This is a genomic window from Mesorhizobium sp. M0019, from assembly GCF_040323975.1.
Lineage (GTDB): Bacteria > Pseudomonadota > Alphaproteobacteria > Rhizobiales > Rhizobiaceae > Mesorhizobium.
In genome coordinates this window covers 1-26948 of record NZ_JAMYVK010000038.1, presented here as the reverse complement: position 1 = coordinate 26948, position 26948 = coordinate 1, and the positions used below count along the sequence as shown (strand labels likewise).

20 protein-coding genes, 1 tRNA gene and 4 pseudogenes are annotated in these 26948 nt (G+C 61.0%); 13 read left to right on the top strand and 12 right to left on the bottom strand.

Annotation, left to right across the window (positions count from 1 at the left end; genetic code table 11):
* Nucleotides 1-79: 79 nt before the first annotated feature.
* Nucleotides 80-670 carry a transcription termination/antitermination protein NusG gene (gene nusG, locus NKK47_RS24345; RefSeq protein WP_352456046.1) on the bottom strand — a complete coding sequence of 197 codons (591 nt, stop codon included), beginning with the start codon at nucleotides 668-670 and terminating at the stop codon, nucleotides 80-82.
* Between the two features lie 375 nt (nucleotides 671-1045).
* Complete coding sequence (locus tag NKK47_RS24340; RefSeq protein WP_352578522.1) at nucleotides 1046-1636, bottom strand: biotin transporter BioY; 591 nt, start codon at nucleotides 1634-1636, stop codon at nucleotides 1046-1048.
* A gap of 114 nt (nucleotides 1637-1750) precedes the next feature.
* On the opposite strand from NKK47_RS24340, the gene NKK47_RS24335 reads away from it, so the two are divergent.
* Entirely contained in the window at nucleotides 1751-2659 is a 909-nt protein-coding gene (locus NKK47_RS24335; RefSeq protein ID WP_352578521.1) for an MBL fold metallo-hydrolase, read from the top strand.
* A 13-nt stretch (nucleotides 2660-2672) separates the two neighbouring features.
* Here NKK47_RS24335 and NKK47_RS24330 read toward each other — a convergent pair whose 3' ends face one another.
* Nucleotides 2673-3458, bottom strand: coding sequence for a DUF1499 domain-containing protein (locus NKK47_RS24330; RefSeq protein WP_352578520.1), 786 nt, complete (start codon nucleotides 3456-3458; stop codon nucleotides 2673-2675).
* Nucleotides 3459-3541: 83 nt separating this feature from the next.
* Nucleotides 3542-5170 (bottom strand): fatty-acid--CoA ligase, encoded by a 1629-nt coding sequence (locus tag NKK47_RS24325; RefSeq protein WP_352578519.1) that lies wholly within the window; start codon nucleotides 5168-5170, stop codon nucleotides 3542-3544.
* Between the two features lie 175 nt (nucleotides 5171-5345).
* Here NKK47_RS24325 and NKK47_RS24320 point away from each other — a divergent pair, with 175 nt between their 5' ends.
* Together NKK47_RS24320 and NKK47_RS24315 are read left to right on the top strand one after the other, a co-directional pair.
* A complete protein-coding gene (locus tag NKK47_RS24320) occupies nucleotides 5346-5732 on the top strand; it encodes a hypothetical protein (RefSeq protein WP_352451722.1) in 387 nt (128 codons plus the stop codon).
* Between the two features lie 121 nt (nucleotides 5733-5853).
* Nucleotides 5854-6243, top strand: a complete 390-nt coding sequence (locus tag NKK47_RS24315; protein ID WP_352578518.1) for a DUF427 domain-containing protein — start codon at nucleotides 5854-5856, stop codon at nucleotides 6241-6243.
* On the opposite strand, the gene NKK47_RS24310 is transcribed toward NKK47_RS24315, so the two are convergent.
* The 3 genes from NKK47_RS24310 to ppdK form a co-directional block, all read right to left on the bottom strand.
* The gene (locus tag NKK47_RS24310) at nucleotides 6244-6981 is read right to left on the bottom strand and encodes a polysaccharide deacetylase family protein (RefSeq protein ID WP_352578517.1); all 738 of its coding nucleotides are present in this window, start codon (nucleotides 6979-6981) and stop codon (nucleotides 6244-6246) included.
* A gap of 140 nt (nucleotides 6982-7121) precedes the next feature.
* Nucleotides 7122-8225, bottom strand: coding sequence for a glycosyltransferase family 9 protein (locus NKK47_RS24305; protein WP_352578516.1), 1104 nt, complete (start codon nucleotides 8223-8225; stop codon nucleotides 7122-7124).
* A gap of 135 nt (nucleotides 8226-8360) precedes the next feature.
* Complete coding sequence (ppdK, locus tag NKK47_RS24300) at nucleotides 8361-11039, bottom strand: pyruvate, phosphate dikinase (protein ID WP_352578515.1); 2679 nt, start codon at nucleotides 11037-11039, stop codon at nucleotides 8361-8363.
* Nucleotides 11040-11225: 186 nt separating this feature from the next.
* Between ppdK and NKK47_RS24295 the strand changes: the two are divergent.
* Together NKK47_RS24295 and NKK47_RS24290 are read left to right on the top strand one after the other, a co-directional pair.
* Nucleotides 11226-11555, top strand: a pseudogene (locus NKK47_RS24295) (VOC family protein).
* Nucleotides 11556-11686: 131 nt separating this feature from the next.
* Nucleotides 11687-11761 (top strand) — tRNA-Gln (locus tag NKK47_RS24290).
* Nucleotides 11762-11805: 44 nt separating this feature from the next.
* Here NKK47_RS24290 and NKK47_RS24285 read toward each other — a convergent pair.
* Nucleotides 11806-12995, bottom strand: a pseudogene (locus NKK47_RS24285) (helix-turn-helix domain-containing protein).
* A 705-nt stretch (nucleotides 12996-13700) separates the two neighbouring features.
* On the opposite strand from NKK47_RS24285, the gene NKK47_RS24280 reads away from it, so the two are divergent.
* On the top strand, nucleotides 13701-15884 hold the full coding sequence (locus NKK47_RS24280; RefSeq protein WP_352578514.1) for a calcium-binding protein: 2184 nt from the start codon (nucleotides 13701-13703) through the stop codon (nucleotides 15882-15884).
* 298 nt (nucleotides 15885-16182) lie between these two features.
* Nucleotides 16183-17070, top strand: coding sequence for a LysR family transcriptional regulator (locus NKK47_RS24275; protein ID WP_352578513.1), 888 nt, complete (start codon nucleotides 16183-16185; stop codon nucleotides 17068-17070).
* 21 nt (nucleotides 17071-17091) lie between these two features.
* On the opposite strand, the pseudogene NKK47_RS24270 reads toward NKK47_RS24275, so the two are convergent.
* A pseudogene (locus NKK47_RS24270) lies at nucleotides 17092-17318 on the bottom strand (DUF2274 domain-containing protein).
* The gene (locus NKK47_RS24265) at nucleotides 17284-17991 is read right to left on the bottom strand and encodes a hypothetical protein (RefSeq protein WP_352578512.1); all 708 of its coding nucleotides are present in this window, start codon (nucleotides 17989-17991) and stop codon (nucleotides 17284-17286) included. Before NKK47_RS24265 ends, NKK47_RS24270 begins: the two are co-directional and overlap by 35 nt.
* A 189-nt stretch (nucleotides 17992-18180) precedes the next feature.
* On the opposite strand from NKK47_RS24265, the gene NKK47_RS24260 reads away from it, so the two are divergent.
* Nucleotides 18181-18387, top strand: a complete 207-nt coding sequence (locus NKK47_RS24260; RefSeq protein WP_352578559.1) for a helix-turn-helix domain-containing protein — start codon at nucleotides 18181-18183, stop codon at nucleotides 18385-18387.
* Between the two features lie 216 nt (nucleotides 18388-18603).
* Here NKK47_RS24260 and NKK47_RS24255 read toward each other — a convergent pair.
* A pseudogene (locus NKK47_RS24255) lies at nucleotides 18604-19485 on the bottom strand (TIM barrel protein); the annotation flags it as partial.
* A 675-nt stretch (nucleotides 19486-20160) separates the two neighbouring features.
* Between NKK47_RS24255 and NKK47_RS24250 the strand changes: the two are divergent.
* The 4 genes from NKK47_RS24250 to NKK47_RS24235 all read left to right on the top strand — a co-directional run bounded on the left by NKK47_RS24250 (nucleotide 20161) and on the right by NKK47_RS24235 (nucleotide 25993).
* On the top strand, nucleotides 20161-21348 hold the full coding sequence (locus tag NKK47_RS24250; protein ID WP_352578511.1) for a magnesium transporter: 1188 nt from the start codon (nucleotides 20161-20163) through the stop codon (nucleotides 21346-21348).
* 488 nt (nucleotides 21349-21836) lie between these two features.
* Complete coding sequence (locus tag NKK47_RS24245) at nucleotides 21837-23111, top strand: tetratricopeptide repeat protein (protein WP_352578510.1); 1275 nt, start codon at nucleotides 21837-21839, stop codon at nucleotides 23109-23111.
* Nucleotides 23112-23122: 11 nt separating this feature from the next.
* Nucleotides 23123-23932, top strand: a complete 810-nt coding sequence (locus NKK47_RS24240) for a FecR family protein (RefSeq protein WP_352578509.1) — start codon at nucleotides 23123-23125, stop codon at nucleotides 23930-23932.
* A 15-nt stretch (nucleotides 23933-23947) separates the two neighbouring features.
* Nucleotides 23948-25993 (top strand): CHASE2 domain-containing protein, encoded by a 2046-nt coding sequence (locus NKK47_RS24235; protein WP_352578508.1) that lies wholly within the window; start codon nucleotides 23948-23950, stop codon nucleotides 25991-25993.
* A 101-nt stretch (nucleotides 25994-26094) separates the two neighbouring features.
* On the opposite strand, the gene NKK47_RS24230 is transcribed toward NKK47_RS24235, so the two are convergent.
* Nucleotides 26095-26337: a hypothetical protein gene (locus NKK47_RS24230; protein ID WP_352578507.1), complete on the bottom strand. Its 243-nt coding sequence runs from the start codon at nucleotides 26335-26337 to the stop codon at nucleotides 26095-26097.
* 406 nt (nucleotides 26338-26743) lie between these two features.
* On the opposite strand from NKK47_RS24230, the gene NKK47_RS24225 reads away from it, so the two are divergent.
* Nucleotides 26744-26948, top strand: a 205-nt coding sequence (locus tag NKK47_RS24225; protein WP_352578506.1) for a type II toxin-antitoxin system VapB family antitoxin, incomplete at its 3' end; no start/stop codon positions are given.

Below are 26948 nucleotides of genomic sequence, written 5' to 3'. Positions count from 1 at the left end.
CTACCGCACTCCCGGGTGAAAACCCGAGAGCCGATCCTACAACAATTTGCATCGCCTCGCCGCACCTCGATGCTTACGACTATGCGATGGCGACGAGATCCCTGGTATCAAGGTCGACAGGTATCTCGCCATTCATGATCGCAACCAGAACCCGAGCCCTTCCGGCTGGATCGAGCCGGTCAAGGCGACCGATCATTTCCGCGAACGGGCCGGAAAGGATCCGAACCGAAGCACCGGCTGCGAGGCCGCCACTGAAGTCGAGCAGGCCGTGCCTGCCGGTCAACGCAATGAAGCGCTCTACCAGACCGGAGGGGACAGGCAAAGGCCGGTCCCCTTGCATGACGAGGGAGCGCACACCGAACGTTCCGTTGATCGAGCGCCAACGTTGCAGCGCGACGTCAAGGGCGATGAACATATAACCCGGGAAATAAGCTGCGGACCGTGTTTCGAGCCGCCGGGCATGACGCACGGTTTTCTCGCAGCGAGGCACAAAGGGCTCGAATCCCTGGATCCGGAGATGCCGCTCTGCGACATGCTCCTTCCCGGGAAAGACGCTGGCCGCATACCAGCGCGTTGCCGGCGCGGCGGTCGGCTCAGGCGACAGGGCTGTTGCCTTGCTCGTTGTTTTTTCCGCGCTACTCACGTGTCTTCCTTCGGCGGTCGGCGGCATGATCTCAGGTCAACGGTTACGACAGTGTGTGGATACCAGCAAGCAACCAAGCCACTAGAGTCAAGGCGGTTGGGTTAAGAATTTCCTACACATTGTCCAGAAATTTAGCTGTGCCTAAATAATCATCGAGCCGCTTTCTTTTTCAGCTGGCTGAGATGCTGTGTCGAGCAATTTATTTCCATGCGTAGGTGCTTGGTTACGCTGGTCGTGACGAATCGCCCGTTGGTCCTGGTACTTAGTCCGTCGACTTGAAGCTAATGTGACGGATGGCGTCGCGCACAAGCCTGCCGCCAGCGACAAAGATCCTGCACGGCCACACCAACTACGGCGAAAAATCACTGTCGCGCAGAACAGGTTATCACCGCTCGACCGGCTTCACGAACGCTTCAACAGCGACCAGACAGCCGGCACCAGGCTCGCGGCCAGCGCAACCTTGATCAGATCACCGACGATAAAGGGCAACACCCCGAACTGCCAGGATTTTTCCGGGCCGATCAACAGCGCCAGCCAGGCAAAGCCCATTCCCATCATGACGATCTCGGCCACCAGCATCGCATTGAAGAGCTTGATAGGATGGCGATCCCAGCCACGGTCGGCAGCCCAGCCGACGATCGCCGCCATGACGACGAAGCCGGCTAGATAACCGCCGGTCGAACCGAGCATGTAAGCGATACCGATGCCCTTTTCGGGCGTGCTCTGGAAAACCGGAAGGCCCAACGCGCCCTCCGCCATGTAGAGAAGCAGCGTGGCGACGCCAAGGCGCATGCCGAAGGAGGCAGCGATCAGGAAGACGGCGAGCGTCTGCATCGAGATGTCTACCGGTCCGAGCATGACCTTGGTCTTGGCAGACAAGATCAGCAGCAACGTTCCGGCGATCGCCAGCAAAAGCTGTCCTGCCAGCCGGGCCGCGCCCTTTTCAGGCAGAGCGAGAGAAATAAGCGGACGCATCGTCGTTGCAATTGCCATGGTCTTCCCCGTTCCGGATTGCCGCCGAACGCGGCCTTGCGTTTTCCTATATTGGCTTCCGTGCTATGCGGCAATCGGTTTTGCCCTCGCCCCAAAAAAGGTCGCGACGTTCGCATGGCGCTGAAATTCGATACACGCTTCGATCCGGCCTATGGCCAGGGCGTAGCCGTTGCGCCTGGTATTCAACGCGTCACCGCCAGGAACTCCAGCCCGTTCACCTTTCACGGAACTAACAGCTATATCGTCGGGCGCGAGACGCTGGCGGTGATCGATCCCGGACCGGATGACGAGGCACATCTTCGAACACTGCTCGAAGCGATCGGGACCAGGCCGGTCAGCCATATCTTCGTCAGCCACACGCATCGCGACCATTCGCCGCTGGCGGCGCGGCTGAAGCAGCATACCGGTGCGGCGGTGCTGGCGGAAGGCCGCCATCGCCCGGCGCGGCCGTTGCATACCGGCGAGGTCAGTCCGCTCGATGCCAGCGCCGACGCCGACTTTGTTCCTGATATCGCGCTGCCAGACAATATGGTGATCGACGGCGACGGCTGGGCGATCCGGACGGTGCTGACGCCCGGCCATACCGCCAATCACGCGGCCTTCGCGCTGGAGGGAACCGGCATCCTTTTCTCGGCCGATCACGTCATGGCGTGGGCAACCACGATCGTCGCACCGCCGGATGGCGCGATGGCCGACTACATGACATCGCTCGATCGGCTGATCGAACGTGGCGACCGGCTGCTGCTGCCCGGTCATGGTGGGCCGGTGACCGAGCCGCGCAGCTTCATGCGCGGATTGAAAACGCATCGCAAAATGCGCGAACGCGCAATTCTGGAGCGGATCAACAGCGGCGACCGGACAATCAAGGACATGGTGGACGCGATCTATCGAGACACCGACCCGCGCCTGCATGGCGCGGCCGGCCTGTCGGTGCTTGCCCACCTGGAAGACCTGGTGGCGCGCGGCCTGGTCCACACCGATGGCGCGCCGGCTATCGACGGCATCTATTCGCCGGCAACGTAGCACACTTCGGATATCATTCCGCCGGCGCCACGCCCACCTGGCCGGCGACTTCCTGGTCGAGTTCGGAAAGGAAATCGGTGATGCGCGCTGCATTGTCGCCGAGGTCGTAGCGGCCGTAACGCGAGGCCGAGCGCATATCGACGATGACCGCATCGCCGTCGTCGGTCACGCGGATGGCGACATCGGCGGGAAGACCAAGCAGCAAGCTCTTGGCCAGCGCATCGACCGTCACGTCGCTTTGCCCTGCTGCGTCTGGAAACGGCGCCGTGAGCTGCCAGCCGCGCCGATCGAGCACCGTTTTGACCGCCTCCAGAACGCGATCGAAAGGCAAGGTGTAGCTGCGTCCGGTAACAAGCGGATAAGCTTCGATTTGCAGGCGCTGCTCGCCGGGTGTCGGCGGCAAAAGCTCGTTCATATCCTTTGTCCGGGTAGAAATATCGAGCGCCGGCGGGTCGTCGAAATCCGTCGAGATGTCGCGCAGCGGCGGATAGGTCGCCGCCCAATAGGCCCCGACAGCGTAAGGCATGAGCACCAGAAACGCCAGCAAGGCGCCGGCGGTCAGGTCTTGGCCGCCACGATCACCGAAGTTCCACAATCGCGCGAAGGCAAACCCGGCAAACAAAAGCGCAAACGCGGCCAGCAAGGCGACAATGCCAAGCACCCATAGGAAAGCTTGGGTCTCGACGAGGTCATAGCGATGGCCGATGAGAGCGGTCAGCAGCAGGACTGCCGAAAACGCACCGGCGCGCCGCGACCAACCGGCAGCCCTCGACGTTTGTCGCTCGGGAATTCCCGTCATTGGTTTCCGCGCTGCCCCAACCCGAACACAGGCATAGTGCCTTTCAGCGGCGGCTTGAAGACGCAAAGACGCCGCATCTCCGGTCAATCCGTCGGCAGGTGATAATCCCGGAACTGCTGGCGCAAGGTAATCTTCTGGATCTTGCCAGCAGCGGTGTGTGGGATTTCGCCGACAAAAGCGACGTCGTCCGGCATCCACCACTTCGCCACCTTGCCGTCCATGAAAGCGAGAATATCCGTCTTGGTCGGCTCCCTGCCCGGCTTGCACACGACCACGAGCAAAGGCCGCTCGCCCCATTTCGAATGCGGAATGCCGATGGCGGCGGCCTCCGCCACATCGGGATGGCCGACCGCGAGGTTCTCGAGCTCGATGGTCGAGATCCATTCGCCGCCCGACTTGATCACGTCCTTGGCGCGGTCGGTGATCTGCATATAGCCTCCGGGGTCGATATGCGCGACGTCACCGGTATCGAACCAGCCGTCTTGATCGAACTGTTCGGATCCGATGCCGCCATAATAGGCGCGCGCGATGGCCGGCCCGCGGACCTTGAGCCGGCCGAAGGTCTTGCCGTCCCATGGCAGTTCGTTGCCGGCGTCGTCCGTCACCTTCATTTCGATGCCGAACGGTGTAAAGCCTTGTTTCTGCTGGACGCCGAGGCGGGCCTCGCCCTTCAGCCCGGCGTAATCCGGCTTCAGGGTGCACAGCGTGCCGAGCGGCGACATCTCGGTCATGCCCCAGGCGTGGACGACTTGGACATCGTAACTGTCCTGAAACTTCGTCGTGAGCGCGCGTGGACAGGACGAGCCGCCGATGACGACTTTCTGCAGATAGGGCAGTTCCTTGCCGGTCTCTTCCAGATACTGGAGGAGCATCATCCACACCGTCGGCACGGCGGCGCTGAAGGTCGCCTGCTCGGTGTCGAGCAGTTCGTAGAGCGAAGCGCCATCCATTTTGCAACCCGGCATGACCAGCTTGGCGCCGACCATCGGCGCGCTCTGGGCAAGGCCCCAGGCATTGGCGTGAAACATCGGCACGACCGGCAATATGGTATCGCGCGACGACAGGCCCATGGCGTCGGGCATCGCGGCGATCATGGCGTGCAGCACGTTCGAACGATGGCTGTAGAGGACGCCTTTCGGATCGCCCGTCGTGCCCGAGGTGTAGCACATACCGGCGGCGGTGTTTTCGTCGAATGTCCTCCAGGCGAAGTTGCCGTCGGCTTCAGCAAGCCATTCTTCGTATGCAACCACATTGGGCAGCGCAGTCTCCGGCATATGCGCGTTGTCGGTCAGCACGATAACCTGCTTCAGCGACTTGACCGCGCCGGCGATCTTTTCGAGCAGCGGCAGGAAGGTCAGGTCAACGAAGATCGCCTTGTCCCCGGCATTGTTCATGATCCAGGTGATCTGCTCGGGAAAGAGCCGCGGGTTGAGCGTGTGATAGATGGCGCCGACACCCATGATGCCGTACCAGGCCTCGATGTGGCGCGCGGTGTTCCAGGCCAGGGTCGCGATGCGGTCGCCAAGCCCGAAGCCGCCACGCTCGAGCCGCTCGGCGACCTTCAGGGCACGATGATGGATTTCGGCATAGTTGCTGCGCACGATCGGCCCCTCGATCGAACGCGACACGATCTCGCGGCTGCCGTGCTGCCGCTCGGCGTTGTCAATCAGCTTATGGCAAAGCAGCGGCCATTCCTGCATCAGCCCGAGCATCTTGTTCCTCCCGTTATTTTTTCGCCATTGTGGGACGAACCGGCGGATTGTCCAGCCAGGATCGGGCTGGAGCGGGGCATGGAGCCAATTGAGGCCGAATTCGCCACAATCCGGCCATGCTCGGCGTTAACGTTGATTAACGGCGGGGCGCGATTGGCGAATGAAAGAGGTTCGCATGGACGCGCAGCTCGACGACAAAGCCCTGGAAAATACGCTTGCCGAAAGCCTGGCCGATTTGGTAGCAGCCGATGTGGCGCAGGATGATCTGGTGCCTGACGCCAAAGCCGTTTCCGAAGATGAATTCGTCGAGGTCGTCGGCGGCGCCCTCGAAGCTGTCGGCGGCACGCTCTTGTTCAAGATGTGCGTCGAGAACGAGGGCGAAGCCCAGCACGTCGCCGCCGCATCGGTCGGCGATGGCGGCAATCGCCAGTTCCTGCTGCTCACTTTGCCGACCAGCGGTGGTGCTTTGAAGGTCGAGACCACCTCGAAAAGCACCAATCCGGTGGCCGGCATTGCCGCCGCCTATGCCGGGCTGATGGACGCCTTCCAGGCCGCCGCCTGAGTTTCGGCGAAGCGGAAGAAAGAGGCGAGACTTCCCCGCGGGCGACGCCCGCCTGGTGGCAGGCAGATCTTGCGCAAGGCTCTTGGCAGACACATCTTGGGTTGAGGCAAGGAGACCCGACATGGACCAGATCGCAAACCCGGCACCCGGCTTTCAGCGCAATCCCGGCAAGATCATCATCGTCGAGCCTTACAAGGGCACCGTGACGGTGCGCGCCGGCGATATCGTCATCGCTTCGTCCAACAAGGTCAAAGTGCTGACCGAATCGCCCTACCCCCCGGTTTTCTACATTCCGTTCGGCGACATCGACTTCAAACAGCTTGGCAAGACCGAACACTCGACCCATTGCCCCTATAAGGGCGATGCCAGCTATTGGAGCGTGCTGCCCGCCGGCGATGCAGGCAAGGATGCGATGTGGGCCTATGAGCGGCCGTTCGACGAGATGGCCGATATCCGCGACCACGGCGCGTTCTATCCGAACAAGGTGACCATCGAGGCCACGCCCGACTGATCAGTCGGTGGTGCCTTCATCGCCGACGCCGTCGGCATCGTCGAGACGCACGAAGGTGAGACCCTTGGCCTTCAGCGCCAGAAGTGCCTGCACCACGCCTTCGCCGGCCGCATGGGTCGGCTGGTTGATGTGAGCGATGATGACGTCGCCGTCCTTCGCCGCGGCAATGCGCCGGGCGGTCTCTTTTGCGCCGAGCAATGAGCCGCCATCGCCGTTGATTGAGAACCCGGCGATCTTGAAACCAAGCTTGCGTATCATCGCGATTGCCGACGGGCTGTATTCGGCGGTTGCGCCGCGAAACCATTTCGGCGCCGGTTCGCCGGTCACGGCAAGAGCGGCAGCACCCGATTCGACCTCGGCCAGCACGGCCTCCGGGCTGCCGGCACTGCGAATGCCGTAGATCTTTTGCGGCGTGTCGACAGCCGGGACATGGCGGCCGCCATGGTTTTCCAATTCAAACAGTTCGGGATGCGCCCGCATGATCTCGACGGCGGCGGCGTTGTGCTTCAGCCAGATGCCGGTGACGAAAATGGTGGCAGGAATCTTGTTTTCCACCAGCGCCGAGACAATCCGTGTGTCGGTCCTTCCGCCGCACGCATCGAGCGTCAGCGCGACGCGGCCGCCGCCCGCCTCGGCCTTGATGTGCAGCGTCGGTGCGACGAGCAACTGGGCGTTGCCAGGAGAAACAGCCCACAGCGATATCGCAATGGCGCAAAAATACTTTTGGAACGGGCGCATCGATTATTTCCAGGTCGGCCGGATCAAAGTTGAAGCGGCGACCCCAAGACCGCCATCAAGGCGGAAATCGGGACGATGCCCCTGCAAAAGCGTCGGCAGCGGCAATTTGACCGCCGGCCTGACCTTTGGCAAGCGCGAGGTCACAATGCGTGCTCCACGTCCTTAACCTTACGTGAAAGGATCGCGAGCACTGCGTCGATCACCGCTTTGACCTCAAGTCGCCAGACGCAGCAAGCCTTGCTCGGATCGGGTCGGCGGCACAGGTCCCTGGCTATGCACTCGCAAGGCATGGAGGGCCGCGGCGTAACACTGGCCACGCCGACAGGGCCCCAGACGGCCGGGTCGGTCAGGCCGAACAGGCCAACAACCGGCGTTCCCGCGGCGGCGGCCATGTGCATCGGGCCACTCTCGTTCCCCAGAAACAGGCATGCCTGGCCGAGGATCGCCAGCAGCGTTGCCAGCGACAGCGCCCCGACCACGTTGACGACCGGCGAAGCGGCCTTGGCGACGATGCGCTCGGCAGATGCCCGTTCATCGGAGCCGCCGACAAGCGGGAAGTCCAACCCGGTCTGCCGCGAGATCTCGTCGATCGCCAGCGCAAAACGTTCCGGCTGCCATTGCCGCCCCCGGAAGCTCGCTCCTGCATGAACGGCTATGAAGGCGTTACGCCGGAGATGATGCCGGTCGAGAAGCGCCAATGCCCTGGCGGTCTCCAGCGGCAGCGGCTCAATCGTAGGGACCGGCGCACGCAACTCCACGCCAAGCGCCCCAAGCGGCGAAAGATAGCGGTAGAGATAATGCTGGCCACCAAAGCCAAACGGCTTGGCTAGGACGTTGGCGGGCTGGCGTTCCAGCCAGCGCAACGGTTTTTCGGGAGGATCATATCCGACGCGGGTCTTGGCGTTGACGAGCCTGACGATGATGCGTGAGGTTTTGGAATCGGCCAGGTCGATGGTCAGGTCAAACCGGAACCGGCGCAGAGCGCGCACCATCGCGTAAAGCTCGCGACCACGCTGCACAGGGGTGCCACGCATCCGTACGCGTCGGAACGCCACCACGTCCGAGGCGATGCCATGAGCCAACAGGAAACTGGCAAAGTTCGCCTCGCAAAGGAACACTATCCCGGCCTTTGGATATTGGAGGCGCAGGTTTCTGGCGAGCGCGGAAGCGAGGACAAGATCGCCGATGAATTTCGTCTGGAGGATGAGAATCGAGCGGACGTGCGTGGGCGGGTTCTGCAACATCTGTTTCTGGCACCGGGGCGGGTTCGGGGGCCGGAAACTGGGCAGAAACGATGTCGGGATTTGGAGCCGACAGACGCACGTTCGCGTGAATTCGGTTACAAATCAGTAAGGTCAGATGCCGGTGGACTCCAACTCCTATCCGCGGCCGTTCTTTGCAGCCTGCACCGCCGCTTGCGCGGCGGCCAGCCTGGCGATAGGCACCCGGTATGGCGAGCACGAGACGTAGTCGAGGCCGACCTTTTCGCAGAAATGGATCGAGGCCGGGTCGCCGCCATGCTCGCCGCAAATACCGAGCTTGATGTCGGGCCGCGTCGCCCTGCCCTTTTCGGCCGCCATCCGCACCAGCTCGCCGACACCCTCTATGTCGAGCGACACGAAGGGATCCTGTTCGATGATGCCTTTTTTCCGGTAGGTCTCGAGGAATGAGGCGGCATCGTCGCGCGAGATGCCGAAGGTGGTCTGGGTCAGATCGTTGGTGCCGAAGGAGAAAAATTCGGCCGCCTCGGCGATGACGTGGGCGCGGATTGCGGCGCGCGGCAATTCAATCATCGTGCCGGTCAGGTAATCGACCTTGACGCCGGTCTCTTCCATCACGCTTTTGGCGACGGCGTCGATGCGTGCCTTGACGAAGTCGAGCTCCTTCACTAGCCCGACCAGCGGTACCATGATTTCGGGGACCACCAGCGCGCCGGCCTTCCTGCCGGCCTCCACGGCTGCCTCGAAGATGGCTCGTGCCTGCATCTCGGCGATTTCGGGATATGAGACGGCAAGCCGGCAGCCGCGATGGCCGAGCATCGGATTAAACTCGTGCAGCGCTTCGGTGCGCCGCCTGAGCTTGTCCGCCGACACGTTCATGGCGGCGGCGACCTCGGCTACCTCCTCTTCGGTCTTGGGCAGGAATTCGTGCAGCGGTGGATCGAGCAGCCGGATCGTCACCGGCAGGCCGGCCATGATCTCGAACAGTTCGAGGAAATCCGAGCGCTGCATCGGCAACAGCTTGGCCAGCGCCGTTCGCCGATCCTTTTCCGTATCGGCCAGGATCATCTCGCGCATGGCAATGATGCGGTCGCCATCGAAGAACATGTGCTCGGTGCGGCAAAGGCCGATGCCTTCGGCGCCGAAGGACCGCGCCATGCGCGCATCCAGCGGCGTCTCGGCATTGGTGCGCACCTTCATGCGGCGCGCGCCGTCGGCCCACTCCATGATGGCGGCGAAATCGCCCGAGAGTTCCGGCTGCAGCATCGGTACCGCGCCTTTCAGCACCTGGCCGTTGCCGCCGTCGATGGTGATGATATCGCCCTTGCGGAACGTCGATCCCATCGCCATCAGCGTGCCGGCCTTGTAGTCGACGCGCAGCGAGCCTGCGCCCGAAACGCAAGGCTTGCCCATGCCGCGCGCCACAACAGCGGCGTGGCTGGTCATGCCGCCGCGCGTCGTCAGGATGCCTTCGGCCGCATGCATGCCATGGATGTCTTCGGGGCTGGTCTCGATGCGCACCAGGATCGCCTTGCGGCCTTGTGTCTTGGCCTCCTCGGCGTCATTCGAGGAAAACACGATCTCGCCGGTGGCAGCACCTGGCGATGCCGGCAGGCCGACGCCGATGATATCGCGCGCCGCTTTTGGATCGATCGTCGGATGCAGCAACTGGTCGAGCGAGGCCGGATCGATGCGGGCGACGGCCTCCTCCTTCGAAATCAGCCCGTCCCTGGCCATGTCGACGGCAATCTTCAGTGCCGCCTTGGCGGTGCGTTTGCCTGACCTGGTCTGCAGCATCCACAATTTGCCGCGCTCGATGGTGAATTCGAGATCCTGCATGTCGCGGTAATGCTTTTCCAGGCGGTCGGAGATGGTGACGAAAGCCTCGAAGGCGTCCGGCATCAGCTTCTGCAGCGACGGCTTGTCGGACCCGGCGGCAATGCGCGCCGCCTCGGTGATGTTCTGCGGCGTACGGATGCCGGCAACGACATCCTCGCCCTGGGCGTTGACCAGGAACTCGCCATAAAGCTGCTTTTCGCCGGTCGACGGATTGCGGGTGAAGGCAACGCCGGTGGCCGAGGTGTCGCCCATATTGCCGAAGACCATGGCCTGGACATTGACAGCCGTGCCCCAGCTTTCGGGAATGTCGTGCAGGCGCCGATAGGTGATCGCGCGGTTGTTCATCCAGCTGGAAAACACCGCACCGATGGCGCCCCAGAGCTGCTCGTTCGGATCCTGCGGAAACGGCTTGCCGAGCTCCTCCTCGACCTTGGCCTTGTAGAGCGCGATTACGCCTTGCCATTCGATGGCTGTCAGCTCGGTGTCGAGCTCATGGCCGAGCCCACCCTTCTGGTCTTCGAGGATCTCCTCGAAGACCTCATGGTCGAGGCCCATGACGACGTCGGAATACATCTGGATGAAACGCCGATAGCTGTCATAGGCAAAGCGCGGATCGCCTGAATCGGCGGCCAAGGCTTCGACCGTCTCGTCGTTGAGGCCGAGATTGAGCACGGTGTCCATCATGCCGGGCATGGAAGCGCGGGCACCGGAGCGCACCGACACCAAAAGCAGTTTCGACGGATCGCCGAAACGGCGCCCGGTCAGCCGACCGATGTGATCGAGGGCGACCGCCACATCCGCTTCCAGCGAGGCCGGATACGCGTGGCCGTTGGCGTAATAGGCGTTGCAGACCTCGGTGGTGATAGTGAATCCCGGCGGCACCGGCAGGCCCAGGCTGCACATTTCGGCAAGGTTGGCGCCCTTGCCGCCGAGCAGATTGCGGTCGCCGGCACGGCCTTCCGCGGCGCCGTCGCCAAAGGTGTACACCCATTTGGTCATGCTTGCTCCCCGGTTGCAGGAGATTGGAAATATTGGCAAATCGAGCGATATGATGCTGCAGTGCGAAAGGCAAGGCATCGACCAAGCCGGCCGGCCTCTACAATCGATTAAGAGAAACCGGCGCCGAAAAGACTTGCTTTTTGGAAAGCTTTGTTGTAGAACATATCGAGAACAAAAGGCAGAGCGATGGGAATGACCGGAAAGCTCGATTATCTGGAAATGCCAGCGACGGGCGGAACGCTGGACAGCGTGAAGGCCCGGCCTTCTCATGGTCGTTCACCGATTACGGGCCGACCTATTCAGCCTTTGCCGAAGGGCTGGACGGCGGTTTTCAGGCGGATGGCCAAGATGCGCCGGCCGCTGCCCGTGCTCTATTCCGAAAGGCTGGAGGAAACATTGAGCGCCGTCGAGAATGCCGGCGGCACCATCGTCAAGCCGATCTTTTCATTCCCCGGCGGCAGGCGGTTCCATTTCGTCGATTCGGCCGGCAATGAAATGGCGGTGTGGGGTGAATAGGTCCGTTCAAATTGACGATTGCAAAAACCGGTGGGTCGGTCGCGCATAGTCGATATGTCGGCATGTCGGCATTGAGCTTTCTCCCGGCTCGTCCTATAAGGCCGCGCGCACAGCGGGCATGCTCCGGCTGTTGGGGCGTAGCCAAGTGGTAAGGCATCGGTTTTTGGTACCGACATTCCCAGGTTCGAATCCTGGCGCCCCAGCCAGTTCTCCAATTGTCCAACCCGGAGACATAGGTAACAGATTGTACTTAAGACATGGGTGACAACCTCGTGCCGAACGGGTTGTCGATGGTCTGCAAGGTCCTCTGTTCCAAGTCGATATACCCGAGATCGTAATGCATGAAGCTGACGAGCCAAATGCCGTCGTCGACCTCCTTGATTCCCAGCCTCTGACCGGCGAGCACGGTCGAGACGTTGATCTTCTTCCTGTGCATGCAGATGCGGCCGCAAGCGGTAACCAGGATGTCGCGGTCGTGGAAGGGGTATTCCAGTTCCGGCAGGCCCTCATAGGCTCTTGAGGACGGCGTGTAGAGCTCGGCCGGGGTGCGCATGGCGAGCGCCTCGTGTGGCCTTTCCTCGTTGAATTCGCTGATGAAAGCGTCGAACCTCGCCTGCTGCTGGAGGATGTTCATGCCGGGCGGCCTGGTCGTCTCTTTCTTTAAGGTCAGATGCATGCGCTCGTGGCGGCCGTTCTGTTGCGGGTTGCCCGGCTGGATGCGCTCGATGACGATGCCGAGCCTGAGCCAGAACACCGACAGGCGCGAGAGATTGTAGAGGCTGTTAGGCGAAGCGAAGGGGAGCCCGTTGTCGGAGCGGATGGCGGCGGGCAGGCCGCGCTCCCTGAACAGCCGCACGAAGGCTCGATGACCGGCGTCTCCTTTGTCGATTCGAGCGCTTCGCAGGCGAGCACATAGCGCGAGGTCTGGTCGGTGACCGTCAGGGGGTAACAGTAGCTACCGTTGCCGAGCCTGAACTCCCCCTTGAAGTCGGTGCACCACAGATCGTTAGGGGCGGCGGCTTGCGACAGCGGCGTGCCCACGGCCTTGTTCGCCGGGTTCCTCTTGCGGGCCTGGCTCACAAGGCCGTGACGGTCGAGCACGGCATGCACGGTGCTTTTGGCCGGGATACGCACATCACCGGCGAGCTTCCTGACCAGCAACTCCCTGATCTTGCGAGCGCCCCAATGCGGCTTCTCGCGCTTGGTCTCGACGATCAGCCGCTCGATCTGCTCGGGCAACTGGTTGGCGTACCTCACCGGCCGCCGCGATCGGTCGCAAAGCGCCTCCAGCCCTTCCTCCCTATAGCGGTTGAAGATTTTGTAGCCAGTCTTGCGCGAAATCCCGAAATCCCGGCACACATCGCTCATGCCTTCTCCCTCGAGAAGGCGGGCAACGAAACGTAGACGTTCCTCCATCACCGAACACTCTCTCCACGGCATCAACACCTCCGGCCAAAAGCCAAAAGTGTTACCCATGTGTCCGGTACAAAACGTCACCTATGTCTCAGGCCGCGCAAATTCTGACGATCTCCCGAGTCGTAATCTCAGTTGCAGACACCTTGGTCGCGGACTGGTATCTGCGGTATCTGTCCACAACAAATTGGTGTCTCCGGCAGAGAGCGCGATCCGGCTGGCATCTTAGTTTAATGTCGGCTCAATTGGCCGGCAGTCAAATGCATCTTGTGGAGAAAAGCAGTTTTTCTGCCACGCTTGGCGTTCGATCTTATAGTTTGAGACTTTTATGATCCAAAACATCGGATTTTTTGGTGCTTTTCTTCAGATATGTCAGCGCCTCCAATGCCTCTCTAGTAGCAAACTGGCGGCAATCATCAAACTAATTTTAATAAAATTCAATTTCTTTTTTTAAACGACGGCGATCATGTTATCTTGCGCTGTCAGTAACAAGTAGAATGTTGTAGAAATATCAATAAGCATCTCTCGGAAAACAACGTGGGCAGCTCTGAAGTTAAATTTGCTTTTATCGGTGTCGACTATCCGTAAGTATATTTTTCGCCGCAACGTGGGAATCCTGCCGCCGATCAACCATTCTATCAGGGCGTGCAGGTATGTGATTTGGCGCTAATATACACCTTCTAGTAGGCAGGCATCCGCGGGGCGCTATCGAATCAAAATGAGGGATTATGGATGGCGACTCTCCATTACACGTCGGGCGGATCCGGCACGGACATTGCAAAAGCCGGATTCAATCTGGCTAGCGTGCAATATGTTGACCAGGTCAACGAGCTGCCAGAGGGCATGAAAGGCTTGGTCTACCTCGACGAGGCCAACGGAGTAACCCAATCCTTTATCGACAAGGTTACTCCTTTCCTCGGCAATCCGAACGTATTTGGGTTCTTCCTGGTTGACGAGCCGGATCCCACCGGCCAATGGGGCACCTACGCCTCTGCCGCAAATCTGAAGGCAGAATCCGACTGGATCCATGAGCATTTTCCAGGCGCCAAGACCTACATCACGATGATGAGCTTGGGCACGTCGGCGAATCCGGATTTCAGGGGCACGTACAATCCCGCCAATACGGGTATCGATTACTACGGCATAGATGTCTATCCGGTCCGCACGGATGGCCCGGTCGACTACAACATGATCGATAAATTCGTTGCCGCCGCTCAGGCATCGGGCATCCCGACGAGCCAGATCGTTCCGGGTTACCAGGCGTTTGGAGGTGGCGAGTATAACACCGATATGGGTGGCAAATATGTGGTGCCCACCGCCGCCCAGATGGAAATCATGATGGAGCACTGGGCCAAGCTGGTTCCGTCACCCGCCTTCGACTACGCATACGCCTGGGGTTCGCAGCGAGGCGACACAGCGTTGGAGAGCTCTTCGGAACTGCAGGCCGTTTTCCGGGAACACAACCTTGCAACGACGGGGACCACTCCGCCTCCCGTCGACACAAGCGACACCTTGTATGGCACCAGCGGCGACGATGTGTTTCACGGGGCCGGCGGCCACACAATGATCGGCTATGGTGGCAATGACACCTATTATGTCGATGATGTCCGCGATAAGGAGATCGAGGCGGCGGGTGGCGGTACCGACAAAGCACTTGCCTCCCTAAGTCACGTGCTTTCGGCCGGGTCGGAGATCGAGCTTCTCGCCACCAGCAATCCGTCCGGCACGACGGCCATCAATCTTACAGGCAACGAGTTCGCCCAGACCATTCAGGGCAATGCCGGCGCCAATGTCATCAACGGCGGCGGCGGCGCCGACAAGATGGTCGGCTATGGCGGCAACGACACCTATTATGTCGACAATGCCGGCGACAGGGTGTTCGAGGCGGTGGGCGGTGGTACAGACAGGGTGTTCGCTACTGTAAGCCATACGCTTTCGGCCGGCTCACAGATCGAGCTTCTTGCTACCAACCCGTCGGGCACATCGGCAATCAACCTCACCGGCAATGAGTTCGCCCAGAGCATCGGGGGTAACGCCGGCGCCAATGTCATTAATGGCGGCGGTGGCGCCGATACGATGGTCGGCTATGGCGGCAACGACACCTACTATGTCGATAATGCCAGCGACAGAGTTTATGAGGCGGCGGGCGGCGGTACAGACAGGGTGTTCGCTGCTGTGAGCCATACGCTTTCGGCCGGCTCGCAGATTGAGCTTCTTGCTACCAACCCGTCGGGCACATCGGCAATCAACCTCACCGGCAATGAGTTCGCCCAGAGCATCGGGGGCAACGCCGGCGCCAATGTCATTAATGGCGGCGGTGGCGCTGATACGATGGTCGGCTATGGCGGCAACGATACCTACTATGTGGACAATGCCGGCGACAGAGTTTACGAGGCGGTCGGCGGCGGTACAGACAGGGTGTTCGCTGCTGTCAGCCATGCGCTTTCGGCCAGTTCACAGATCGAGCTTCTCGCCACCACCAGCCCGTCCGGTACGTCTGCAATCAACCTGACGGGCAATACCTTTGCCCAGACTATCCAGGGCAACGCCGGCGCGAACATCATCAATGGTGGCGGCGGTGCCGACATCTTGACCGGTAACGGAGGCAATGATGCCTTCGTGTTCAACAGCGCTCTTGGAGCGGGCAATATCGACAGGATCACCGATTTCAACAAGCTTCAGGACAAGATCCAGCTCGACGACGCCGTTTTTGCCGGGCTTAAGCTGGGTAGCCTTTCATCCGATGCTTTCTTTGCCGGCACGGCTGCGCATGACAGCTCCGACCATATCATCTACAACAGCTCAACCGGGGCGCTCTCTTTCGACAGCGACGGGATCGGCGGGGCAGCTCAAATACAGTTCGCCACTCTCTCTCCAGGTCTGTCGCTTGCAGCAGCTTCGTTCCTTGTGATCTGAATGACCCGGAACGGCGGACCTTCAGCTCGAGCCGGTCCGCCGCTCTATCTTTGTTCAAGCACCGGATTTCCAAGCGAAGTAACCAGTCCGGGTGGCGCTCTTCTCCTGGGGCTGGCGCGACGTACTCTCCATAAGGTTCGCCCGAAAAGTGGAATGTATCGTCGTTACCCTCGTGATCTCCTTAAAGGGAGGCCTAGATCGTTTCACTCAATGTCAATACTGAGATCTGGGGATAGCACGCCACGGCCAAAAGCGCTCAAACGTCAGCGATTTGTCGCTGCATTGACCTTGAGCAAAGATGCGGAGCTCCATTCAACTCAGGACACTCAATTATGCGCTTGTGGTCGCAGAAGAGGGCAGCTTTCTGCGCGCGGCGCGGCGCGCCGGGATCGATCACACTGCGCTCAGCCGGCGCATACGCGATCTCGAATACGCGATGGGAACGACGATATTTCATCGCCATGCCCGCGGCGTTGGGCCAACCCCGGCCGGCGAGCGTTTCCTCGATCGTCTGCGCTCCGTGCTGCTCGAACTGGACAATACTCTGACGCTGGCCAGGACCGGCATTAAGAATGAACAGCAAAGGCTTTCCATCGGCTCCAACGGACTCATCCTCGCCGGGCGGGCGCTGGATGCGATCATCGAGTTCGGTAAATGTCATCCAAATGTGACCGTTAGCCTGATAGAGGGGTCCCACCCCGAGCCTAGCGCTGCTCTGGGCGGCATCGAGGTCGACGTCACCGTGACCTCCTCCTCGCGCTCCAATGGCGGCCCATTCGAACTAATGTTGTGGAAGGATACTCTGGCCGTCGTTGCTGCTTCAAATCATTCTCTCGCAAACTGTCCCGTGATCGAGTGGTCGGAGCTAGGCCAGGAGACGCTGCTTGTGCGCAGGGGCGAAGCATTTCTGCTCGCCGACGCTGTTGGAAATGGCGTGCAGCTTCCCGCAATCGTCGAACATCACGTCAGTGCGGGCATCCTTCTGCGCCTCGTCGGAAACGGTCTGGGAGTCGCTCTGATCCACGACGGAGATGCCAACGGTGTTCCTGAAGGTGCCGTCTGCCGTAAGCTGCGGATCGGGGGCAAGCCAATCCAGATCTGCAATTTTGCCCGTTGGCGCCCGGACAACGCCAATCCTGCCCTGCCGATCTTCATCGCGTTCCTGCGCGATCGGTATTCGTCCTGACGGCCGCAATGACCCGAATAGTCATCCCGCCTTCAGGGTTCGTCGGGCTCTAGCAAAGGCTCTGTCCGTTGCCATGAACCGGGTCAGCATCGGCGCTATGAGCTTGCCGGATCGGCGACTATCTGTCCGGTCTCGCGGCCGAGCAATTCAGCATAGGCGACGAGATCGCGATGAACGGCGCCGGGCAGTTCGACCGTGATCTTGACCGGACGGTCATAGGGAATGGCGGAGAGTTTCAGCTTGGTCATGACCGATCCTTTGGCGCCGCACCCGGTCAGCACCAAAGCTTTCGGCGATGCGCACCAAGTCGCTAAGCGCTGAACGGATTTGCGGCCAAGGAAATTCGGAGCATTCCTCCCATGCCTCGCCCTCGCGCAATACGGCATCGAGCTTGCCTGCCACACCGGCGACAGTGGTGGCGGGAGTCGCTGAAAACGCTTGCAGCAGATCTTGCATTTTCTCGCCAGCCTCGCGCTCGGCTCTGAAGGCGGCGGTGTAGCCAGTTTTCTCCGCAGCCGCATCCCAGCGTGCCTGATGCGCCGCGAAATCAGCTTCGGCCTTATTGCGGAGAGTCGCCTTATCTGGCGCTTTGCCGAGCACTTGATCGAGCATCTCGATCGAATGGACCGTCACCTGCTCACCCTCAGCCAGGCGAACGGTCACACAGGGAAAGCCGATGCTCTCGACAAGCATTGTCTCCAGGCGCTGCTGCCTGCGGCAAAGCCGCTCGGTCTGTTTGTGGACTGTCTCCCATTCCCGCCAAAGCACCAGTGCAGGATCAGAACGCACATTCGTGCTTCCGGCGCCGCTTGCGGACGCGTTGCCTTCGAGCGTCCACGCGGTGGTGGCCACGACTGTTCCCGCAAGCACTCGCCTGCGGGTGACGTAAGGCAGAGTCGTGGTATTGTCGGAATCAGCCATGATCCGAGCTCCAATCAGCTTGGGTTGCGGTCAGGCCGGGCGGGATGGTGCAAACATCCTGTTCGGCCGCGAATTTGCCGCACGTATAACCGGGACAATTTGACAAGTTACCGGTGAAAAGTCAACCCAAGAGACAAACGTTTGACCTATAGTAAAATTTCTGCCGCGCAGTGTCGGGGCGCTCGCGCGATGCTGGGGATAAGTCAGCGCGAGCTGGCGGACGCGGCCAAGGTATCACGGCCTACGGTGGTCGATTTCGAGCGAGGCGCCCGGGTTCCGCATCCGAACAATATGGCAGCGATTCGCCAAGCGTTGGAGGTTGCCGGTATCGAATTCATCCCAGAAAACAGCGGCGGACCCGGCGTACGACTGGTACGCCATCTCGAAAGTAAATGACCTCACGGCAGCGAGCAAACCGAAATGCGGGGGCATCCCGCGACTGTATCGTGCCGCCAGCCGCACTCTTGTTACAACCTCATCGAAAACAGGACCGACAAGACTCGTTACGGTCGATCTTACCAATGCGGAACGGCTCGCTGCCAACGAGTTCGGCGGCTCTGGCCGACATTGGCACCACCACAGTCGCGGATTCTCGACCTTACTCCGCCGCTCCGCGCTCAGCGCATTGTTCAAGGCGATGAGATTTTTTGCCCCGGCCAGGCATCCGGGCTGCTCATTGCAATAGCGGGGTCCGATTTCCATAATGAGGGCGATCCCCGGCAAGAAGGCCAGCTCAATGGAGATGTCATCCCATTCGATATCGCCCCAGCCGAGAGGCACGTGCAGGTCGCCTATACCCAGAGCTGCACCCTGCGGGAGGTAGGTTCTGTGGAAGCCCTGCGGGCAACCCGAAGGAGTCATGGACATGCAGGTGCCCTGCCATCGGCGCCATGGTCCGCAGCTGCTCGCGGAAGTTCAGGCCGCGATGGGTCGATTCAATATAGGCGTGGCTGAAATCAATGAAAGCCACCAGATTGGGATGACCGACCGCCTTTACCGTCTGCGCTGCCTCGGCCGGGGGTCTGCCAGCACTGACCCGGGTCCATGGCGAAGAGGTTCTCGATGGCGATGCGCACGTCATAGGGCTTGCGGAATTCGGCGAGCTCGAAACAACGCTTCGCGTTTGCGTTCCTCGAAACCGGGACCATCGAGAAGCTGGTCGGCGCGACAATGCCCGCTATGCTGGACAAGCACCCGCGCATCGATCCGATCGGACAGTTCGACCAAGGCTTTGCCGGCATCAATCTGGTAGCGGCAGACCGCCGGGTCCATGAGGTTCGATGGGACAGCGCCGTGAACCATATTGCGGAAATCGAATTGGCTGGTCAGTTCGATAAACCTCTCGGCTCTCTCGGGGACGACGCGGCCACCCGCTATGAGATCGAGGGTCGTCAGGGTCAGTTCGACGGCTTCGACGCCCATATCGGCAAAGCTGCGAAAGTCCGCTTCAAGGCCAGAGACTGAGTTAAAACCTGTGGCGATAGTGCTGCTCATATGGCATCCCCCGATGGCGGGCCAGGAATGCCAGACCAGTCCGGATAGCTGATCAGGTGAGATGGTAATTACCGAACCGATGCCACTCTCGAAACAAGTTTTCGTTCGCCCCCCAGGTGCGATCGAGCGGTCTAACCGCTATAATCCGTAGGCCGGCCTACATTAACTCGGATCGGAGCGCGACGACCTCGAGTCTCACAAAGCAGACTGCCTGCTCCCGGACCTGCAAGCTCTCAACAGCACCTCTCGTTCCTGACAGACTTCAAACGCTAAACTATTACGGTTTCACGCAAATCACTTGTCATCTTGGCGAATTCATTCGCCTCCAGATCTGGTGAAACTGGCAAGATGCGCCGGATGAGGCAATCAATTCGAACGCCGGAGAGCCTGCCTCTGCAGAATTTCCGGGTTTAAGTTTCATTGGTGCGGCGTGCTCGCAAAGCCCAAAAGACCGGTGAAGTTCGCAACACGTCAAATTCTCGGCGACACTCTGACGTTACAGCCCGCCTGTATGCACCCCACAATGGCTCAGATCTGTCTGGGCTCGGTCCACTAGGCGCGCCGAGAGGCGAAGACTTCCGGATCGAGGCGCTTGGGCCACTGCGCGCCAGACAGAGCGATCCGATCCGTGTCATACTGTCAGAGGCAAGACACTAGCAATGGGGGCGGCGGCAGATGAAGGAAGAGAACGACGTTCAGAAGTTGGTGCGCACGCTGCGTGCTCGAGCACCTGATGACGCGGCTGAATTGCTGGCCCGAGAATCTCCCGAGTTCATCCGGGACACACTAAAATTATTGCCGGATGGGCACGCCCGCAAGGTGGCGGAGCATTTGCCAGCGCATATGAGGCCTATCAAGCCTGATACCGATGGCAAGGATTTCGTGATCCCCGATTCGCTCATCGAACTGATGGACCCGATTCCCGCCAGCGTTCCTGTCGCGACGACGGTAGCCGCCGCAGTGGAGGCGGTCAGACGCGCCCAGGTGCCGACCGAGCTCACTTATCTCTACGTCACGGACGGAGGCGATAAATTGGTTGGCCTGGTGGTCCTGCGCGATCTGATGCTGAGCGAACCGGACGCGATGGTCGATCAGATCATGCTGCCCAGGCCGTTCGCCCTTAACGTCGGTCTCTCTTTGAGCGACGCCTGCAAGGCGGCGGTACGCCGTCACTACCCTGTCTATCCGGTGGTGGACGCGGACAACCGTCTGCTCGGGCAGGTTCGCGGCTGGCGGCTGTTCGAGCAGCAAATCATCGAGATTTCTGCCCAGTCTGGCCAGATGGTGGGTGTCCAGAAGGAGGAGCGTTCTTTTACGCCGCTGTTTTCAGCCTTCTTGAAGCGTCATCCGTGGCTGCAGCTGAACCTGCTGACGGCCTTCATGGCCGCTTTCGTGGTCAGTTCATTCACAGGCACGATCGAGAAGATCGTCGCCTTGGCAGCGTTCCTCCCGGTCTTGGCCGGGCAGAGCGGAAACACCGGCTGCCAGGCACTGGCTATGACGCTGCGTGGCCTTGCCCTGGGGGATGTGGACAAACGACCGAAGCTGCACCTGGTGATGAGGGAGGGCGCGCTCGGGATCGCCAACGGCGTGCTCGTCGGCCTTGTGGCGGCTGCGGCGATGTGGTTCTACGCCTCGCGGCAACCGGAGTCGGCGGCCCAGGCGCCCATGCTGGCACTTGTGATCCTGCTTGCCATGTCCGGATCGTGCCTCATGTCCGGAATCTCCGGCGTGCTGATCCCGTTGGGCCTGCGCCGGGTCGGCGCCGATCCGGCGGTCGCTTCGGCGATCTTCCTCACCACCGTGACCGATATCGTAGGCATGGGCCTGATGCTGGGGCTGGCCACCATGCTCGTGCTGTAGCAAGACGCGTCCGGTGACGCGTCCCTGGGGGTCGGGGGCGATAAGCTGACCTCGTAGCGTTCAACGAAATTGCGAAGGCCAGCACGCAATCGCGCAGGCCATTGCGGAAAGCACCTTCCGGCAGCTCTCCGTCCGTTTGCGCAACGCCGCGGAAGACCTTGGATGAGCCGTGGGGTGAGCTTGATAGCTCATTTGGTGACCAGATACGCGCAGAATCGCGCAAACAACATTAATCTTGTCGGCTGTGCAATCCACGACTGGTGAGGATTTGAGTTAGTTGTCCATGGCGCCGAATACTTCAATTTCTACAGCAACGCTGAGAAGATTTTTTTACAACCAGCGCAGCCGAAATACGAATAAACCTAATGGTTTGTTGCGCAGCTGCAACAGCTGCTGAGACTCGCATGGTCTGGTGACCGTTCAGTCGCCTTTTTCTTGTAGTCGTGCTAAGTCCTTCGCACTAGTCGGGTTTGGGGTGGGTTCTCGGCATGCAATCTTCGTTTCGAACGATCTTCGGCTGCGCCGCGGCGCTGCTTTGTACCGGCGTATTGCCGGCCGGCGCACAAGGTCTTTTTACGGCATATGACGATGCGTTTTCGGCCCGCATCGCCAGTCCGGCCGACAACGGAACGCTCGCCCAGTTCGTCACGGTTGCCGTCAACGCGGGGCAATACGATCAGGCGATCTCCTCAATCGAGCAGTATCTGATCAAATATCCCCGCGATGCGCGCGCCCGGCTGGCGGCCAGCCGGTTGTACTATCACGTCGGCTCCTATGAATTGGCCCGGCGGCAGGTGCAGTACGGCATCGAAGTCGGCGGCCTGTCGGCAAGTGAGCAGCAGGAAGCCGTTCGCCTGCTCGCCCGCATCGATCGCGCCTTGCGTGGCGTCACCTGGGAACTCGCCCTGACCGGCGGCGTGTTCAGCGCCTTTACCGATTTTGAGCCGGACGGGGCGCAGGACGACGACAGCTTCGTCTCGCCCTATGGGCGGGCGGAAGGCTTTGTCCGGTGGGACCTCGGCACGCCAAGTGCCGACGCTCTCGTCCTTTCAGGGTCGTTGACGGCGACACAGCGCTTTTTCACGGAAGACCTGTCGGTTCCGGGTAGCGAGAAGACTTTCATCCACGGCAACGCCGCGATCACCTGGGACAAGGGACTGCCCAACAGTGGGATCGATTCGCTGCGCCTGCTGCTTTCCGCGTTTACCGTTACAGATCGCTTCGACAGCGATATCCATGAAACCGGCATCGGCGTCAGTGGGCGCTTTCTTGTGCGCCCGACGGTCGAGACGACGCTTTTTGCAGGCGGCGGCTATATCGAGCTAAGCGCCTCACAGGGCATTTTCGCCGATAGTAGGGTTTTCTATGAGGCAGGCGGCAGCTACCGCTTCCGCAATGGCCAGGCGCTCGGACTGCGCTTTGTCGGCTCGAATGACTTCGCTTCCGGATCTGGCGAAATCGGCCGCAGCTACACGGGCGAGGTCCGCTATGGCGGCCTGTTGATGAACGTACCGGATCTTTTCGCATGGTCGCACCAGATCGCCTTCTCGGCCGGCCACAGCGACACTCCCGATCTGTCTGTCGGCATCGGCACAAATATTAAGAGCGACTTCTGGCGCATTGCCTCCGAAAGCGATTTTCAGCTGACGGAGGCGCAGAAGATCAGCGTCGATCTCGCCTATCGCGAAACCAACTTCGACATCGCCAACCGCGACCGAAAATCGTTCGAAATGCTCATGAGCTATACGTTGACGCTCAATTGAAAGAGGCCGCGATGAGGACCCCGTACCGTCAGATCGCCATTTTTATCGCCTGCCTTGCCTTCGCGGCACCATCCGCCGCTGAGACGGTCGGGTCGATGACGGCCTATCAGACCAACATCGTCCGCAACAACGGCGGGACAATGAACGTTGGTGCCGGCGTCGAACTCGGCGACCAGCTGCGCAGCAATCCCACCGGTCTTGGAATGCTGGTGTTCCGGGATGAATCGAGCGCCAAGATTGGTCCGAACACCAGCCTGACGATCGATGAATTCGTCTACAATCCGGGCTCCGGATCGGGAAAGATCGACATCGGGATGAACAGCGGCCTGGCCCGTTTCTATGGCGGCCAGGTTTCGAAAGGGGGCGTCATGCAGGTTGCGACGCCGCACATGGTGCTCGGGGCGAGAGGCGGCATCATCGAAGTGCTGGTGGCAGCCGGCCAGACCGTCGGCATACTGCGCGCCGGCCGCATGACCTGTACGATCAATGGCAAACGGCTGGTCATCACAAACCCGGGCTACGCCTGCACATCGGAAGATGGCAAGCTGCTGACCGGCTACGGCGGAATCGACACCTTCCCGATATTGGACAGCATCGACCGGATAGCCGGCACCGGCCTGCCAGGCGCACCGGGTCCTGGATTGGACGTAAGCGCGATTTGTGCGTCGGCACTCGGCGGCTCGCTCAAAGTCTGCGAGTCCACGGACGGCGCATTGCCAGGAGTGGCCATAGAGTTCCCCGACAGCCTAACGCCACCTGTGGGCGGGGGCGTGGATAAGGGCGAGTGTGAGGGTGAGGGTTGCTGCTACTACTGCAATTAGGCCTGGCCGCACGACATGAGCCTCTTGGTCGGTTGGCGCTGGGCTGATTGGCGGCAAGCTGGCAGGCGCAAAATATCCGGCCTTGCGGTCGTGCTCCTGCTGCTCGCTTGCCATTTGGCTTTTGACGGGCCGTTGTCGCGCCTGCGTGAGCGGACGTACGACTTCTACCAGTTTCTCGCCCCACGCCAGGCGACGAGCAGTCCTGTCGTGATCGTGTCGATAGACGACGCCAGCCTCAAGGCACATGGGCGATGGCCCTGGAACCGTGGCCTCTTGGCCGATCTGGTCGATGGCATCACCGAATCCGGCGCGGCGGTGGTCGGGCTTGCGCTGGTACTCCCCGAGGCCGACACCTCGCCTGCGGGCATCGCCGGAGACAAGCGGCTGGCAGCGGCGCTGGCGAAAAATCGAACGGCGCTTGCCGTCAGCCTAGGCAATGAGGCGACGGTTTCAGAAGCAGAACCCAAAGCCGGCTGGTCGATCGTCGGGCAGGTACCCGACACACTTCCCGGCTTCACCGGCCTGACCGGCTCGCTTGCCGAATTCTCGAACGCCGCCGCAGGCCTCGGCGTAATTCGCACCTTGCCCGATCCCGACGGCGAACTGCGCCATGTGCCGCTGCTGTGGCTTCGCAACACCGCTCAAGGCGTGCAGCTGTGGCCGTCCTTCGCACTCGAGCTCCTGCGCCTTTATGCCGGACAGGACGGCTACATAGCCCGGATGAATGCCGCCGGGTTCGACGCACTCAGGATGTCGGGCGCCATTGTGCCGCTCGAGCCGGAGGGAAGCATCCGCCTCTGGGAAACCGCCATCGATACGCCGCGTATATCTGCCAGCACTATCCTTTCGGGCCATGGCGATCCGCGGCTGCGGGACGCCATCGCCATCGTCGATCTGTCGGCCGTGGGACTGACGCAGTACCTGCCCACCCCGACGCGTCCAGCGCGACCAGGGGCGGACATCCACGCCGATGCGATCGGCCAGATGCTTGCCGGGCGCTATCTTGCAGAGCCAACGCACGCACGTACGCTTGAGCGGCTCTGGTTTGTCCTCGGTGCCGTCGTTTTCATCGGGCTTTCCGGAGTGCTCGCCGGGCGTGTCGTGCTTGGTGCCCTGGCTCTGGCGCTGCTGGCCGTCACGCCTTTCGTGTTCGGCGCTCTCGAATACAGCCTGCAGGGTGCACTCTATGACCCGCTGCAGCCGGCGCTTGCGACGATACTCGTAGCCGGCTTCGAAGGCTATGTCCTCTACAGGCGCAGCGAGCAGCGCCGGTCCACCCTGGCACGACAGTTCTCCCAATATCTGTCGCCCTCCGTGGTGCAGCGCCTCGCAAGCTCGGACACCGAGGCAATCCTGTCCGGCGAGAAGCGCGAGATCACAATTCTGCTCAGCGACATACGCGGCTTCACGACGATGAGCGAACAGCTCGATACCCAGGAAATCGCCAAGGTGGTCAACCACTTCCTCGGCATTGCGACCGATGAGATCCTCAAGCGCGACGGCACCATCGACAAGTTCATGGGCGACGCGGTGCTCGCCTTCTGGAACGCGCCGCTTGATCAGCCGGACCATCGCGAGCGCGCGCTCGACGCGGGGCTTGCCCTGATCGAACGGGTGAAGCGTGAAGACGCCGCCTTCAGCGCGGACGGCCACCCCTCCATCGCAATCGGCGTCGCCATCGAGACGGGCATTTGCTCGGTAGGCAATTTCGGCTCCGAACGGCGCTTCGATTACACCGCGATCGGCTCCCCGGTGAACCGCACGGCACGGCTCGAGTCGACGACCAAGAAGCTGGGCATCCCCCTGGTGCTTGGCCCCGGCTTTGCCGAAGGAGCATCGATGCCGGTCGTCCAGGCGGGCGCCTTTGAGCTCCAGGGTTTCAAGGGCGAGGTGCCGGTTTTCACCGTTCCGGAGATGCAAGCTGCTCACCAAAGTATGAGCCGCGAAGAAGAGAGCCAACGTGGTGAGCAATCTGGCGCCCCTGCCGTGGTGGTTGGTTCGCCGCCATCCGTGCAAATGGCACCGCCTGATCTTGCACCCCGAACCCGAAGCACACGCTGACCGGATCCAGCGGATCGCAGGGGTGCCGACCTGCTTTGTGAACTAATACTGCTGGGGAGGCCTAGGTGTCATCAAACGGCCCTTTTAGTTGCGGGTGGCTGTCAATCCGGATCAGCGCGACAGCCGATGAGACGCGGATAGACGGCGAAGGGATCCGTCGAGGTAACCCCGGCAATGATTGTCGAGGCCGCCGAATTTTCGAGCGAGAAGATAGGCCGTGTTATCCAGTTCACCACGAATGGCAGCACGGCTTCGTTGAGTTCGCCGGCGCCATCATGTGGAGGCAGCGCGTGGTTCAGATTGTTTATCCTCGCCGCCGGATCATGCGCTCGGGATGTTCCCAAGAGTATCCAGCTAGCACTCCCCGAGCTGCCCTAACGAGAGAGTTCGCTGGGCCGGGATTATGGCCGTTATGAACCTGACGCAATCGATGCAGCTGGCGCTGGCCTCGTCGGGCGCGTGGGCGGTCTATCGACATCAATCGGTCGCCGCGGATGTTGGGATGCGCATGCGTCGGCGCACGTAGCGTCGATACGCCTTGGGCATGTGGGCGTTGACAGTGACATGGCCGGAGCGACGTGTTTCAGACGCCGAGCAATTCCAAGGACTGAGCACCAGAACCGAACCTCCCGACGGATTTTCGCGAGCTGCATTCCTCCCTCCCCTCCTTATCAAAACCGCCGCTCGCGAATTCGCTGGCGAGTATATCTCCGGTGTGATATACATATATCACTCATGAGGATATACAAAATGCCGCTCTTCATTCGCGATCCCGACGTCGACGCCATGGCCGTCGAGCTGCAGCACATTACCAACGCGCGCAGCAAGACCGAGGCCGTCAGAACCGCCTTGCGCCATGAGATCGAGCGCAACCGCGGCAGCGTCCCGCTGCGCGAGAGACTTGCCAAAGTCAAGGAAATGGCGCGGCGGATCGGGCCGGCCAACCCTGATTTCG

Coding starts and splice junctions, on each gene's coding strand:
- nusG (WP_352456046.1), bottom strand. CDS start 670: ATGCCGCCGACCGCCGAAGGAAGACACGTGAGTAGCGCGGAAAAAACA.
- NKK47_RS24340 (WP_352578522.1), bottom strand. CDS start 1,636: ATGGCAATTGCAACGACGATGCGTCCGCTTATTTCTCTCGCTCTGCCT.
- NKK47_RS24335 (WP_352578521.1), top strand. CDS start 1,751: ATGGCGCTGAAATTCGATACACGCTTCGATCCGGCCTATGGCCAGGGC.
- NKK47_RS24330 (WP_352578520.1), bottom strand. CDS start 3,458: ATGACGGGAATTCCCGAGCGACAAACGTCGAGGGCTGCCGGTTGGTCG.
- NKK47_RS24325 (WP_352578519.1), bottom strand. CDS start 5,170: ATGCTCGGGCTGATGCAGGAATGGCCGCTGCTTTGCCATAAGCTGATT.
- NKK47_RS24320 (WP_352451722.1), top strand. CDS start 5,346: ATGGACGCGCAGCTCGACGACAAAGCCCTGGAAAATACGCTTGCCGAA.
- NKK47_RS24315 (WP_352578518.1), top strand. CDS start 5,854: ATGGACCAGATCGCAAACCCGGCACCCGGCTTTCAGCGCAATCCCGGC.
- NKK47_RS24310 (WP_352578517.1), bottom strand. CDS start 6,981: ATGCGCCCGTTCCAAAAGTATTTTTGCGCCATTGCGATATCGCTGTGG.
- NKK47_RS24305 (WP_352578516.1), bottom strand. CDS start 8,225: ATGTTGCAGAACCCGCCCACGCACGTCCGCTCGATTCTCATCCTCCAG.
- ppdK (WP_352578515.1), bottom strand. CDS start 11,039: ATGACCAAATGGGTGTACACCTTTGGCGACGGCGCCGCGGAAGGCCGT.
- NKK47_RS24280 (WP_352578514.1), top strand. CDS start 13,701: ATGGCGACTCTCCATTACACGTCGGGCGGATCCGGCACGGACATTGCA.
- NKK47_RS24275 (WP_352578513.1), top strand. CDS start 16,183: ATGCGGAGCTCCATTCAACTCAGGACACTCAATTATGCGCTTGTGGTC.
- NKK47_RS24265 (WP_352578512.1), bottom strand. CDS start 17,991: ATGGCTGATTCCGACAATACCACGACTCTGCCTTACGTCACCCGCAGG.
- NKK47_RS24260 (WP_352578559.1), top strand. CDS start 18,181: ATGCTGGGGATAAGTCAGCGCGAGCTGGCGGACGCGGCCAAGGTATCA.
- NKK47_RS24250 (WP_352578511.1), top strand. CDS start 20,161: ATGAAGGAAGAGAACGACGTTCAGAAGTTGGTGCGCACGCTGCGTGCT.
- NKK47_RS24245 (WP_352578510.1), top strand. CDS start 21,837: ATGCAATCTTCGTTTCGAACGATCTTCGGCTGCGCCGCGGCGCTGCTT.
- NKK47_RS24240 (WP_352578509.1), top strand. CDS start 23,123: ATGAGGACCCCGTACCGTCAGATCGCCATTTTTATCGCCTGCCTTGCC.
- NKK47_RS24235 (WP_352578508.1), top strand. CDS start 23,948: ATGAGCCTCTTGGTCGGTTGGCGCTGGGCTGATTGGCGGCAAGCTGGC.